General features: G+C 62.7%; 8 protein-coding genes. 2 read left to right on the top strand and 6 right to left on the bottom strand.

Annotation, left to right across the window (positions count from 1 at the left end):
* Positions 1–101 precede the first annotated feature (101 nt).
* From malQ to CUJ84_RS29005, 6 genes are all read right to left on the bottom strand, one after another.
* Complete coding sequence (malQ, locus tag CUJ84_RS29030) at positions 102–1967, bottom strand: 4-alpha-glucanotransferase (protein ID WP_105009058.1); 1866 nt, start codon at positions 1965–1967, stop codon at positions 102–104.
* A gap of 29 nt (positions 1968–1996) precedes the next feature.
* Positions 1997–3766, bottom strand: a complete 1770-nt coding sequence (treZ, locus tag CUJ84_RS29025) for a malto-oligosyltrehalose trehalohydrolase (RefSeq protein WP_105009211.1) — start codon at positions 3764–3766, stop codon at positions 1997–1999.
* Positions 3767–3901: 135 nt separating this feature from the next.
* Positions 3902–4192 (bottom strand): type II toxin-antitoxin system RelE/ParE family toxin, encoded by a 291-nt coding sequence (locus CUJ84_RS29020; protein ID WP_105009057.1) that lies wholly within the window; start codon positions 4190–4192, stop codon positions 3902–3904.
* A complete protein-coding gene (locus CUJ84_RS29015) occupies positions 4185–4442 on the bottom strand; it encodes a type II toxin-antitoxin system ParD family antitoxin (RefSeq protein WP_105009210.1) in 258 nt (85 codons plus the stop codon). Before CUJ84_RS29015 ends, CUJ84_RS29020 begins: the two co-directional genes overlap by 8 nt.
* 112 nt (positions 4443–4554) lie before the next feature.
* Positions 4555–6231, bottom strand: a complete 1677-nt coding sequence (locus tag CUJ84_RS29010; protein ID WP_105009056.1) for a response regulator — start codon at positions 6229–6231, stop codon at positions 4555–4557.
* Between the two features lie 10 nt (positions 6232–6241).
* On the bottom strand, positions 6242–12541 hold the full coding sequence (locus CUJ84_RS29005; protein WP_105009055.1) for a HAMP domain-containing protein: 6300 nt from the start codon (positions 12539–12541) through the stop codon (positions 6242–6244).
* A 210-nt stretch (positions 12542–12751) separates the two neighbouring features.
* Between CUJ84_RS29005 and CUJ84_RS29000 the strand changes: the two genes are divergently transcribed.
* Entirely contained in the window at positions 12752–13216 is a 465-nt protein-coding gene (locus CUJ84_RS29000; RefSeq protein WP_105009054.1) for a hypothetical protein, read from the top strand.
* Positions 13217–13292: 76 nt separating this feature from the next.
* Positions 13293–13574, top strand: coding sequence for a hypothetical protein (locus tag CUJ84_RS28995; RefSeq protein ID WP_018445002.1), 282 nt, complete (start codon positions 13293–13295; stop codon positions 13572–13574).
* Positions 13575–13708: the final 134 nt, after the last annotated feature.

Genomic DNA, 13708 nt, shown 5'->3' with positions numbered 1-13708 from the left:
ATTCGCCGGCTTACTATTCGTTCCCTCCCCGATCGATTTCCATGCGCGCGGCAGGCCCGATCGAACGACAATGACGAGATTGACGGCTCGCCCGGCCTTGATCACGCCCGCGGCCTTTCCTCCTGCATTGCCACCGTCACGCCCTTAAGCAGCGGGCACGACGTCAGATCCGCGAGCAAAACCGATAGCTTCGGCTTCCAGTTCGGATAGCTGTCGCTGGTGCCTGGAACATTGGTCGGACCTTTCTCGTCGGTGAGATCGGCAAGACGGACTACGGCGAGGAGCGACGGGGTCCTGGCGATGAAGCGGTAGGCGCCGACCGTCAGTTCCCTCAGCGTCTCGTCGCTTGCCGTCGCTTGGGAAAGCCGGGCCGGCAGGTCGAGACCGGCAGACTTGAGCGCCGTCTTCAGGTATCTCCGCTCGCGCTTGCGCTCTTCGAGATGTTTTTCGGTGAGATCGGGCGGCACGATGCCGTGGTCGCACCGGGCCTGAATGTCGGCGCCGCGCCACCAGCCGGCAAGGGTCTGGTGGTCGTGCGTCGAAATGCAGGCCAAAGCCAGGATGGGATAGACCTCTACTGGCTTGAAGCCCTTCTCGTCCTGTTCATAGGAAAGGATGCGGTAGGAGAGAATGTGGGCCGCTGCCAGATCGTCCTGCAATCCCTTGGGGATCAGTCCCAGGTCTTCTCCGATGACGAGGCATCGATGCTCGGCGGACACTTCGGCAAGGATCCGCAGCAGCCGATCCTTGGGATAGCGGACATAGGCGCCGCCGTCCGGCCTGCTGCCCAATGGCACCAGGAAGAGGCGGCGAAGCGCCGCGGCGTGGTCGATGCGGATGGCGCCCGCATATCGCATGGCAGCGCTTACCATGCGCCGGAAAGGCGACATCTCGCCTGCGGCGATCGCGGAAGGCAGGTATGCGGCAAGGTGCCAGTCCTGCCCATCTATGGCGAATGGATCGGGAGGGCTGCCGATCGTGGCCTTGGAGACATAGATATCCGGCTCGCTCCATGTCGCCGAGCCATCGACCGCCTCCCCGACGGCAAGATCGAGATAGAGCCCGATCCGCAGGCCGGCCTTCCCAGCCCGGTCCGCCGCCTGCATCAGCTGCCGGTGGGCGAGCCACTGCAGCCACATGTGGAAGCGGACATCCTCCGCGTGTCCGCGCTCGAATTCGGCGACAGCGGCGCTGTCGAAGCGCTGGAAATCGGTCGGCCACCGTTGCCAGCCGGCGCCTGCCCCGCGCTCGACCATGGAAAACGAGAGGCATTCGAAAAGCGCGTGCAGCCGCAGGCCGTTACCGCCATGCGCGATGAAGGCATCGAAATCGACCGGATCATAGGCCTCGTCAATCACGCTGCGCTGTCGCCAGGCCGGCCAGAGATCGCGCAGGACCCTAAGCTTGATCTGTGCGACGCCGGCGTAGTCGACGAGATCGGTTTGGCGAAGGCTTGCCAATTGCCGTTCGAGTTCCGGACTGCAGGCAAAACCCGGGAGCCGGTCGACCGCGATATAGAGCGGGTTGAGATGCTGGCGGCTCGAGGGCTCATAGGGGCTGCAACGCTCGGGATCGGCGAGAAATGGCGCGTGAAGCGGCGTGAGGCCGATAAAATCGGCGCCCAGCGATCCCAAGAGATCCGCCATATCGGCCAGATCCTCGAAGTCTCCTATGCCCCAGTTGCGTGCCGAACGGAGTTCGTAAAGCTGCAGGCTCACACCCCAGACCCGCGTGCCGGAAAGGAAATCCGGCAGAAATGAAGTGGCGATCTTCTTAGCCGCCGGCTTAGGGTCCCGCCGCGGCGCGCCGGTCTCGTGATCGGCCGCTCCCGGCACGTCGATCTTCAATGCCGAGAGGATCTTGCGCTTGGTTTCGCCTGCTATCGCCACCTCCCGATTGTCGGGACTGGGCCTGGTCGGGCTGATGCCGTGCCGGCGGGCGAGCTTGTCGAGCTCAGCAGATTTCATCGTTCGATCGCCTTCCTGTCAGCTCGCGGTCACGCTTCGCCGATGCTCCAGATCACCGTCCAGGGCGCAAGATCGCCGCCATCGCTGCCACCGAGACGGAAGATCGTCTCGCCGTCGTCCTGCTGCGAGACGAGCGGCGCCGCCTCGGCGCCGAGGTTGGCGCGCAGATGAAGACGGCGGTTTTGCGCCAGGGTCCAATCCACCGCGAGCGCGCTTCCTGCCGAGCGATAGACCGCGATTCCGGCGCCGGCGCCTTTCAGCAACGGCACGATCCTTCGGTGTCGGAGGTCGAGAAGCGTCCTGTAAAAATCGAGGACATCGGAGGAGGCGAGTTTCGACCAGTCCAGCTTGGCCGCGGCGAAGGTCGATGGCGCCGTCGGGTCGAGAAGGTCGTCGGCGTCAAAGCCCGGCAGACGGGAGAGCTCCTCACGACGGCCTTTCCTGACCTTCTCGTTCAGGTCCTCGTCGAAATCGCAGAAGAATGGGAAAGGTTCTTTGGCGCCCCATTCCTCGCCCATGAACAGCATCGGGATCTCGGGCGCCAGCAGGTAGATCGCAGCGACAGCCTTGACGACATCAGCTGGGCTCGAAGCCAGAACCCGATCCCCCAGCGCCCTATTGCCGATCTGGTCATGGTTCTGGATGAAGGAGATGAAAGCGGTGGGCGGGAGATGGCTGCTCGGCGTGCCGCGGCTTGCGCCGCGATACGGCATGTGTTCCCCCTGAAAGACGAAGCCTTCCGCCAGCGCTCGGCCGAGCTTGCCGGCGTCACCGGCGTAATCGGCATAATAGCCGAAGGTTTCTCCGGTGGCGGTGATATGCAGCACGTGGTGCACGTCGTCGTTCCACTGGGCGGTGAACAGCTTCACTTCCCCGTTTTCGCCACGCGTCAATAGGTCGCTGTCGTTCTCCTCGTTTTCGACGATCAGATGAACATGCCGGTCGCCGGCCGCGTCCCTGACGCGGCGGGCAAGCGCGTGAAGCAGATGCTCGGCGCTGTCGTCCTTAATGGCGTGGACGGCATCGAAGCGGAAACCGTCGAGCCTGAACTCGGTAATCCAGTAGATGGCGTTCTCGATGATGAACTCGCGGATCATCTCCGATCCGTCGCCATCGTAGTTGATGCCGTTGCCCCAGGGCGTCTTGTGATGGTCGGTAAAGAGCGGCGCATAGGCGGGGATATAGTTCCCGTCGGGCCCGAAGTGATTGTAGACCACGTCCAGGAAAACCGAGATGCCGCGCCGGTGCGCTGCGTCCACCAGCGCCATGAAATCTTCCGGCCGGCCGTAGCTGCTGTCCGGAGCATAGGGAAGCACGCCATCATAACCCCAGCTGTAACGGCCGGGAAATTCACTAAGCGGCATGATCTGCAGCGCCGTAACGCCCAGCGCCTGCAGATGGTCGAGCCGCTCGATCGCGGCCTTGAAAGTGCCCTCCGGCGTGAAGCAGCCAATATGCATCTCGTAGATGACCATCTCTTCCCAGGGCCGACCCGTCCAGTCGCTCGTCGCCCAGCGATAGGTGGAAAGGTCGACCACTTCGCTCGGCCCGTGCACATCCTGTGGCTGGAACCGCGAGGCGGGATCGGGAACTTCGGAACCGTCCGGCAGGACGAAGCGATAAAGCGTACCGGCATGGGCTTGCGCGACCGTGCAGCGGTGCCAGCCATCCTCAGCCGCCTGCATTGGGCGCGGGGGAGCCCCTTCGAGCTTCAGCGACACGCTTTCATGCAAGGGAGCCCAAAGGCGAAACAGAATGCCCTCTTCGGTGAATGCGGGGCCGAACGTCATTTTGGTCAAGGGAAAGCCTTCGATGAAATTGGGATGGGATTTGGGTAACTTTTGCGGGAGCAAAAAGTTTCGTCCGCAAGCGGACGCGCGAAAGCGGCCGCTGTCACCAGGATTACGATATCCACCGGGACATAAAAGGTTGCGTCAGTCGATCCAGGTCGCTGGTTCGCGCGCTCCGTGTACGACCACGACAATTTCGGCGCCGTAATTGGTGGGTTCATAGACGGCGATATAGCGCCCCTCGATAACCAAGCGGGCGGCGGGGCTGATTTCCGGGCGCGCAGGCCCCATTTCGGGATTAGCGGCGACCAGTTCGAACTTGTCGAAAAGTTTTTGCAGGAGCCTGTCGGCAGCCGGTTCATTGTCAACGGCGATATTGCGCCAGATATCGCGCATCTGGCGCTGGGCACGCGGAGACAACTTATATTTAGCCACGAGCTGCGCGTTCTGCTTTCAGCTCTTGCAGGAAGGCGGCGGGATCAATCTCTTCGGGTTCGCCGCTGGCTTTACCTTCGGCATATTCCCGCTTGAGTTTTTCCAGTTCAAGCGCGCGAAATTCTTCCCGCTGTTCCATCAAGCGGAGGCTATCGCGAATGACCTCGCTGGCGCTGGCATAGCGCCCGCTTTCAACAAGCTCACGGACAAAGCCTTCATAGCGAGGCCCGATATTATAGCTGGAGGGCATGGCAATACCTTTCATCGAGGCCATGTTATCAGTTTTTGATAACCGGGACAAATAGAACTGCCGTCAACCGCCTTGACTGCGACCCGGAATTGCAGCGGCGGCACTTCGACCGTCAGGCCGCCGCGACTTTGCCCGAGAGCGCCTGATCCATGGCCGCCTGAAGCTGTTCCTGCGTGAACGGCTTCTTCATCCGCAGCATCCGGCCGAGGCCATGGTCTTCGGAAAACTCGGCATAGCCCGAGGCAAGGATGATGGGCAGGCCTGGAAAGGAGGAGCGAAGGTGACGTGCAAGCTCCGCGCCCGTCATCCCCGGCATGGCATGATCGGTGATGACGAGATCACAACCCTGTCCGTCAGCAAAAAATTCCAAAGCCTGGGAAGCGGAAGACGCCTCTTGCGGCAGATGCCCGAGATCCTCCAGCATCGCCACGGTTCCCGTCCTGACAAGGGCGTCGTCGTCGACGACGAGAATGGCGAGCGGCCGCGACGCCGGTTTCAAGGGCTCCGTCGCCGGAGGCTCGACGGCCGGCTGCACCTTGACGAATGTCTCGGCAACGGGCAGCCACAGGGAAACGGTCGTGCCCTTGCCCCTGGCGCTCGATATCTGGATCGAGCCGCCGGATTGTGCTGCCAGGCCATGCACCATCGACAGGCCGAGACCGGTGCCCTTGCCGACCCCCTTGGTGGTGAAAAACGGTTCGGCGGCACGCGAGACCGTTGCCTCGTCCATCCCCTCGCCATCGTCCGACACCGATATCCTAATGTAATTTCCGCCTGCGAGGCTGGCCGGCAGGGTTTCTTCGGCTGCCGCCGCGGCTACCGTCACGGCTCCGCCGCTTTCGAGCGCATCCCGGGCATTGACGAACAGGTTGAGCAGCGCCAGTTCCAACTGGTTGCTGTCGACCAGAAGAGGTGCCAGATCCGCCGGGATGCTCTTGTGGATTTCGATGCGCGGCCCCACCGCCTTGGCGAGAAGATCCTCGACGTTTTCGAACAGCCGGAGGAAGTCGACCGCCTGCGGCTTCAGCTCCTGGCGGCGCGCGAAGGCAAGCAGGCGCTGGGTCAGCGCGGTACCGCGCTCGGCCGCCTGAATCGCATTCGTCACCAGGCGTTCGCTGCGTTCATCGGCCGGAAGCCGTTTCTTCAGAAGGTTCAGGCTGCCGAGAACTGCCATCAGCAGGTTATTGAAGTCGTGGGCCACGCCGCCGGTCAGGTGGCCGATCGTGTCGAGCTTCTGCGCCTCGAACAGCTGTGCGAGCGCCTCTTCGCGCTCGCGTGTCCGTTGATCGATCCGGTGCTCGAGCTCCTCGTTGAGCTCACGCAACTGCGCTGCCGAGGCCTCGAGTTCGGCGGTGCGCTGGTGAACGCGGGCCTCCAGCTCGGCGTTCAGGCGTTCGAGTTCCCTCGTCTTCCTGTAGAGGTCGGCAAAGACCCGCACCTTGGCTCTCAGCACTTCGGGGACGATCGGAACGGAGACGTAGTCGACCGCGCCCACCGCATAGCCGCGCAGCCGGTCGGGTTCCGCCAGCATGACGGCGGAAACGAAGATGATCGGTGTGTTCTGATAACGCGGATGCTGCCGGATCATGCTGACGAGCTCGAACCCATCCTGTTCCGGCATGCAGACATCGACGAGGATCACCGCGATTTCGGTGCGCAACAGGTGCTCGAAGGCTTCGCGAGCGGATTGCGCCTTGATGAGGTTTTCTTGGAGCTCATCGAGAATGACCTCGTAACTCAGGAGCTTTGCCGGTTGGTCGTCGACGAGGAGGATGTTGACGGGGTTCATGGCCAGATCCTCAGCGATGCAGCCACATGCGAAGAGCCGACAGAAGCTGTTCGGTATTGACCGGCTTTGCCAGGTAGTCGGACGCGCCCGCCTCCAGGCATTTCTCGCGGTCGCCCTTCATCGCTTTGGCCGTCAGCGCCAGGATCGGCAGCCGCCGGAACCGGGGCTCCGAACGGATGACCTGCATCGTCTCGTAGCCGTCCATTCCGGGCATCATGATGTCCATCAGCACGATCGCCACAGAGGGTTCGTTGTTGATGACGTCAATGGCCTCGCTGCCGGTCGTCGCCGTCAGGACCTTCATTCCCCGGCGTTCGAGGACGCTGCTCAGCGCGAAGATGTTACGGGCGTCGTCGTCGACGAGCAGCACGGTCTCGCCGACCAGATCCTCGTCCGAGCTATGCAGGTCCTGCAGCGTCGCCTGCTTTGCTGCCGGCAGATCGGCGACGACCCGGTGCAGAAACAAGGCCGTCTCATCCAGCAGACGCTCGGGCGACTCGACCCCTTTGACCACGACGCTCCGGGCCATGCTGTGCAGCGTCGCGTCTTCCTCAGCGGAAAGCTCCCGGCCGGTGAACACGACCACCGGCACCTCGCCGATCTCGGCGTCGTCGCGTATTTGCTCCAGCACTTCGAAGCCGGACATGTCGGGAAGAGAAAGGTCGAGCACCACGCAGTCGGCGGCATTCTGCCGAAGAGCGGCGAGAGCCTCCGATCCGGAGCCGACGCTGGTGATATCGATGTCGTCGTGTCCGAGAAGGGCGGTGACGCTCAAACGCTCGGCCTCGTTGTCTTCCACGAGCAGCAGATGCTTGCGGCGCGGCTGCGCATAGGCCTTCAATCGCGACAGCGCCTTGCCGAGGCCTTCCGGCGTCGTCGGCTTGCTCATGAAAGCGAAGGCGCCGCGGGTCAGCCCATGCTGGCGATCCTCGTCGAGGCTGATGATCTGGACCGGAATATGCCGCGTCTGCGGATTCTGCTTGAGCTGGCTCAGCACCGTCCAGCCGAGCATGTCGGGCAGGAAGATGTCGAGCGAGATCGCCGCCGGCCTGTAGTCCTGAGCAAGTGCGAGCGCATCGCTGCCGCGCATCGCTACCAGAACCTTGAAGCCGTTGTCGCGGGCGAGATCCACCAGGACGCGGGCGTAATGCGCGTCGTCCTCGACGACGAGCAGCACCGAGTCGCCGGCCGCTATCTGGTGGCGATCGTCTTCGACATGTTCGGTCGGCTTGTCGGCGCGGCGGTTTGCTGCCGCTTCGGCAAATTCCACGACATTTGCCGGCGGTACCGACTTCGGCGCAACCGCGCCAGCGCCGACATAGGTGAGCGGCAGGTAGAGGACAAAGGTGCTGCCGACACCGGGGGTGCTGCGCAGCTGGATCTCGCCGCCCAAGAGGTTTGCCAGTTCGCGGCTGATCGCCAGGCCGAGGCCGGTGCCGCCGTATTTGCGGCTTGTCGAGGCATCTGCCTGCTGGAAGGCCTCGAAAATGATGCGCTGTTTTTCCGGCGGTATGCCGATGCCGGTATCGACGACTTCGAAGGCGATGACCGAAGGCGCATGCTTCAACGAGGGGTGATCGGACGACCAGCCGGTCGTTGCCGAAGCGACGCGAAGCGTCACGCCGCCCTGCGCGGTGAACTTGAAGGCATTCGACAGCAGGTTCTTGAGGATCTGCTGCAGTCGCTTCGAATCCGTGATGAGGCTCTTGGCAACATCGGCGCCGACCTCGACTGCGAACGACAGGTTCCGGTTTTCGGCCTCGTGCCGGAATGGCCGCGCCATCATCTCGAGCAGGTTGCTGACAAAAATCTCCTCGGCATCGACCGAGACCGTTCCGGACTCGATCTTCGACAGGTCGAGGATGTCGCTGATGAGGTTCAACAGATCGGTTCCCGCGCCGTGGATCGTCTTGGCGAACTCGACCTGTTTGCCCGACAGGTTGCCATCCGGATTTTCTCCCAGCTGTTGGCCGAGGATGAGGATCGAGTTCAGCGGCGTGCGCAGCTCATGCGACATGTTGGCGAGGAACTCGGATTTGTACTTCGATGTCAGCGCGAGTTCGGTTGCCTTTTCCTCCAGCGCGCGCCGGGCCTGCTCGATCTCCTGGTTCTTCGCCTCGACTTCGACGTTGCGTTCCTCCAGCTGCTGCGCCTTCTGCCCGAGCTGCTCGTTGGTCTGCTGCAACTCGCGCTGCTGTGTCTGAAGCTCGGCGGCAAGCTGCTGGGACTGCTTGAGCAGGCCTTCGGTCTGCATGGTCGCCTCGATCGAGTTGAGGACGATGCCGATCGATGTCGTCAGCTGGTCGAGGAACGACAGCTGCAACTCGGTGAATTCGCCGGCCGAGGCGAGCTCGATCACGGCTTTCACCTGCCCCTCGAAATGCACCGGCAGCACGATGGCGCTTCTCGGCAAGGTCGTGAACACGCCGGAGCTTATCGGAACGACATTATCGGGAAGGTCGGTGACCAGGATGCGGCGAGCGTCGCTGGCGCACTGGCCGACAAGTCCCTGGCCGAACTCGAGACGTGCCGGGTGCGCCGCCTCGCCCCCTTTCGCGTAGACGGAGAGCAGCGACAAGATCGGCTGCCGCTCGTCGGCATCCACCTGGTAGATAACCCCTTGATGGGCACCGACCAGAGGCGCCAGCTCCGACAGCAGCATCTTGCCGACCAGCGTCAGGTCGCGCTGCCCCTGCAGCATGTTGGTGAAGCGCGCCAGGTTGGTCTTCAGCCAATCCTGCTCGGTGTTGCGCTCGGTGGTGAGCCTGAGGTTGTCGATCATCGTGTTGATGTTGTCCTTGAGCTCAGCCACTTCGCCGCGCGCGTCGACCTTGATCGAGCGCGTCAGGTCACCCTTGGTGACGGCGGTCGCCACCTCGGCGATGGCGCGCACCTGCGTCGTCAGGTTGGCTGCCAGCAGGTTGACGTTGCCGGTCAAGTCCTTCCAGGTTCCCGCGGTGCCGGGAACATTCGCCTGACCGCCGAGACGGCCTTCCACGCCCACCTCACGCGCAACCGTGGTCACCTGATCGGCAAAGGTCGCGAGCGTGTTGGTCATGTTGTTGATGGTCTCGGCAAGGGCGGCCACCTCGCCCTTGGATGCGACGGTGAGATTTTGCTCGAGGTCGCCGTTCGCCACCGCCGTCACCACCTTGACAATGCCGCGGACCTGCTCGGTCAGGTTGGCGGCCATGACGTTGACGGTGTCGGTCAAGTCTTTCCAGGTGCCGGCGACGCCGGGCACCTGCGCCTGGCCGCCGAGCTTGCCTTCGGTGCCGACTTCGCGAGCGACGCGCGTGACTTCGCCGGCGAAGGCGTTGAGCTGGTCCACCATCGTATTGATGGTGTTCTTCAATTCGAGGATTTCCCCCTTCACGTCGACGGTGATCTTGCGCGACAGGTCGCCGCGCGCCACGGCCGTCGTGACTTCGGCGATGTTTCGGACCTGGGTCGTCAGATTGGCGGCGAGCAGGTTGACGTTATCGGTCAGGTCCTTCCAGGTGCCGGCGACGCCGGGAACGACGGCCTGGCCGCCCAGCCTGCCATCGGTGCCGACTTCGCGGGCAACACGCGTCACTTCGCCGGCAAAGGAGCGAAGCTGATCGACCATGGTATTCAAAGTATCCTTCAAGAGCAGGATTTCGCCGCGCACGTCGACCGTGATCTTGCGCGACAGGTCGCCATTGGCGATGGCGGTGGCCACCTCGGCGATGTTGCGCACCTGCGCCGTCAGGTTGCCTGCCATGGAGTTGACGCTGTCGGTCAGGTCCTTCCAGGTGCCGGCGACACCGGGCACCTGCGCCTGGCCGCCAAGCTTGCCTTCGGTGCCGACTTCGCGGGCAACGCGCGTGACTTCGCCGGCAAAAGCGTTGAGCTGGTCCACCATCGTATTGATGGTGTTCTTCAGTTCGAGGATTTCCCCCTTCACGTCGACGGTGATCTTGCGCGACAGGTCGCCGCGCGCCACGGCCGTTGTGACTTCGGCGATGTTGCGGACCTGGCCGGTAAGGTTGGAGGCCATGGAGTTGACGTTTTCGGTGAGGTCCTTCCAGGTGCCGGCGACACCCGGCACCTGTGCCTGGCCACCGAGCTTGCCCTCGGTGCCGACTTCACGGGCAACGCGCGTGACTTCGGAAGCAAAGCGGTTCAGCTGATCGACCATGGTGTTCAGCGTTTCCTTGAGCTCGAGGATTTCACCCGAGACCGACACCGTGATCTTCTTCGACAGGTCGCCATTGGCAATCGCAGTCGAGACTTCGGCGATGTTGCGCACCTGCGCCGTCAGGTTGCCCGCCATGGAATTGACGCTGTCGGTCAGATCCTTCCAGGTGCCGGCGACGCCGAGCACGTTCGCCTGGCCGCCGAGCCGCCCTTCCGTGCCGACCTCGCGCGCCACACGCGTCACCTCGCCGGCAAAGCCGTTGAGCTGATCGACCATCGTGTTGATGGTCTCCTTCAGTTCGAGGATTTCGCCCGACACGGTGACGGTGATCTTCTTGGACAGGTCTCCCTGGGCGACGGCGGTCGCGACTTCGGCAATGTTGCGCACCTGCCCGGTGAGGTTGGAAGCCATGGAATTGACGCTGTCTGTCAGGTCCTTCCAGGTGCCGGCGACACCGCGCACATTGGCCTGTCCACCGAGCCTGCCCTCCGTGCCCACTTCGCGGGCGACGCGGGTCACTTCCGACGCAAAGGCGTTCAACTGGTCGACCATCGTATTGATGGTTTCCTTCAATTCGAGGATCTCGCCTTTCACGTCGACGGTGATCTTCTTCGACAGGTCGCCGTTGGCGATGGCGGTCGAGACCTCCGCGATATTGCGCACCTGCGCCGTCAGGTTGCCGCCCATCGAGTTGACGTTCTCGGTAAGATCCTTCCAGGTGCCGGCGACGCCGCGCACATTGGCCTGGCCGCCAAGCCGCCCCTCCGTGCCCACTTCGCGGGCCACACGGGTCACTTCCGACGCAAAGGCGTTCAGCTGATCGACCATCGTGTTGATCGTTTCCTTCAGCTCGAGGATTTCCCCCGACACCGTCACCGTGATCTTCTTCGACAGGTCGCCGTTGGCGATCGCGGTCGAGACCTCGGCGATGTTGCGCACCTGCGCGGTGAGGTTGGACGCCATCGAATTAACGTTGTCGGTCAGGTCCTTCCAGGTGCCGGCGACGCCGGGCACTTGTGCCTGTCCGCCAAGCCGGCCTTCGGTGCCGACTTCGCGCGCCACGCGCGTCACCTCGCCTGCAAAGCCGTTCAGCTGGTCGACCATCGTGTTGATGGTTTCCTTGAGCTCCAGGATTTCGCCGGAAACGTCGACAGTGATCTTGCGCGACAGGTCGCCGCGCGCCACGGCTGTGGTCACCTGGGCGATGTTGCGGACCTGGGCCGTCAGGTTGCCGCACATGGCGTTGACGGAATCGGTCAGGTCCTTCCAGGTGCCGGCGACACCCGGCACCAGCGCCTGCCCGCCCAGCTTGCCTTCGGTGCCGACCTCGCGAGCGACGCGCGTCACTTCCGAGGCGAAGGATCTGAGCTGGTCGACCATGGTGTTGATCGCCTCCTTCAGCTGCAGGATCTCGCCGCGCACGTCGACGGTGATCTTCTTGGAAAGATCGCCATTCGCAACGGCGATCGTCACTTCCGCGATGTTGCGCACCTGCGCCGTCAGGTTCGACGCCATCGAGTTCACGCTTTCGGTGAGGTCCTTCCAGACGCCCGTCACCTCCGGCACCTGCGCCTGGCCGCCGAGTTTTCCGTCCGTGCCGACCTCGCGCGCGACGCGCGTCACTTCCGATGTGAAGACGCTCAACTGCTTGATCATCGTATTGACGATATCGGCCGAGCGCAGGAACTCACCTTTGAGCGCCCGCCCGTCGACATCGAGCGGCACGGTCTGCAGAAGATCACCTTTAGCGACCGCGGTGATTGTCCGGGTCACGGCCGTCGTCGGCCACAGGAGATCGTCGATCAGACCGTTGATCGATCCCTCCATTTCGGACCAGGAGCCGTCCGACAGGCCGAAGCGGACGCGTGTGCTCGTTCGCCCGTCCCGGCCGACCACCTGCCCAACATGCTCGAGCTGCTGGGCCATGCGCTGATTGGCGGCTATGATGTCGTTGAGAGCGTCGGCGACCTTGCCGGTGACCCCGGTCAGATCCGACCGCATCCGCACCGAAAAATCGCCCCGTCTTACCGCGACCAGCACCTCCAGAAGGGCACTGGCCTCGTCCAACGCCATTGCTTTGTGGACCTGACCATTGAGGTTGTCTGCCGCGGCATTGTCGCGCGCGAATTCGCTGGTTTGGTTGTTCACGAGAATCCCCCTCTTCGACGACTGGTAATTTAGTGCTCGACTGGGAAAATGGTATGGTCGTCCCATGTCCATCCTAACATATTCACCGCCCAAAATGAGCCTGATAGTTGCAGATATCGAAAGTGCTCGCCGGACACCGTCCGGGTGGAATTCGCGGTTTTTCGTGCGTGGGGGAACACTTACCTGCCGGCTGTCGTTTCCGTCCTGACAATGGAGAGCGATATGTCGAACGTCTCAAGGACAGGCAAGGAAGAGATCAACAACGCGACCAGCCCGACCACCTTCGGGAAGTCTGTCGAGAGCCAGGCGCAAATCGAGGATGCGGCTGCGCAATCGTCGCCCGACGCAGGCGGCGAAATGCTCAACATCTACCGGTTGGAGCCGATCGCGGCACCCGACGATCCGAGATGGGACAATTCCCCCGGACATGGTACTGTCGTCGTCGCTGCCAGAACGGCCGGTGATGCCAGGATCGTCGCTGCGGCTCGTGAACTCGACTTCATGGAAGTGGATGCGGCTCCCGCCGAGGATGTCACGACGGTCAATGCCAGCGCCTTTCGGGACGACAAGCTTTACACCGTCATTGAGATCGAGCGGAACAGGGGCGATGTTACGCGCGGGATCCTCGACGGTGCCGTTGCCGTCGACACGATCCGGCCGGTTCAATCGGACTGACATAGCAATCCACCGACGCAATCGGCGAGGCGCTGGAGCGTCACCATCATAGGTCCCTCGTTCCCTTGGAGTTCTCATGAATACGGCCAACCTTCAACTCAAGGGCCTCATCATGGCAATGGCGTCGATATGTGATGCGATCGTCGAGAAGGAACTGCTGACCAGCGGAGAACTCAATGCCGCGCTCTCGAAGGCCAAGAAGGCAGTCGAGGAGGACGACGACCATGAGCTGTCGGATGCCAACCGCGCCGCGATCCTGTTCCCCATCCGCGTGCTGCAGCTTGCCGAAGAGGCAGGCAGGAGAGGCGAACGGTTGACGTTTTCGGACTATGCCAAGCTTGTAGGAAAGATGACCTGAACATTTTCGAAGGCTTCGCTGACGAGAACCTCCCGGGCAATCGGGGGTTTGAAGCCCATTGGTGCGCTTGACCTCCACACACGTGGTTGACTTCATATCGGCATGAGCCATATAAATACCTTGTCAACCAAGGA

The organism is Rhizobium leguminosarum (assembly GCF_002953715.1).
Lineage (GTDB): Bacteria > Pseudomonadota > Alphaproteobacteria > Rhizobiales > Rhizobiaceae > Rhizobium > Rhizobium leguminosarum_V.
The sequence above is the reverse complement of the archived record's forward strand: the minus strand, read 5'-3'. Positions and strand labels throughout refer to the sequence as shown.

Coding starts and splice junctions, on each gene's coding strand:
- CUJ84_RS28995 (WP_018445002.1), top strand. CDS start 13,293: ATGAATACGGCCAACCTTCAACTCAAGGGCCTCATCATGGCAATGGCG.
- CUJ84_RS29015 (WP_105009210.1), bottom strand. CDS start 4,442: ATGCCCTCCAGCTATAATATCGGGCCTCGCTATGAAGGCTTTGTCCGT.
- CUJ84_RS29000 (WP_105009054.1), top strand. CDS start 12,752: ATGGAGAGCGATATGTCGAACGTCTCAAGGACAGGCAAGGAAGAGATC.
- malQ (WP_105009058.1), bottom strand. CDS start 1,967: ATGAAATCTGCTGAGCTCGACAAGCTCGCCCGCCGGCACGGCATCAGC.
- CUJ84_RS29010 (WP_105009056.1), bottom strand. CDS start 6,231: ATGAACCCCGTCAACATCCTCCTCGTCGACGACCAACCGGCAAAGCTC.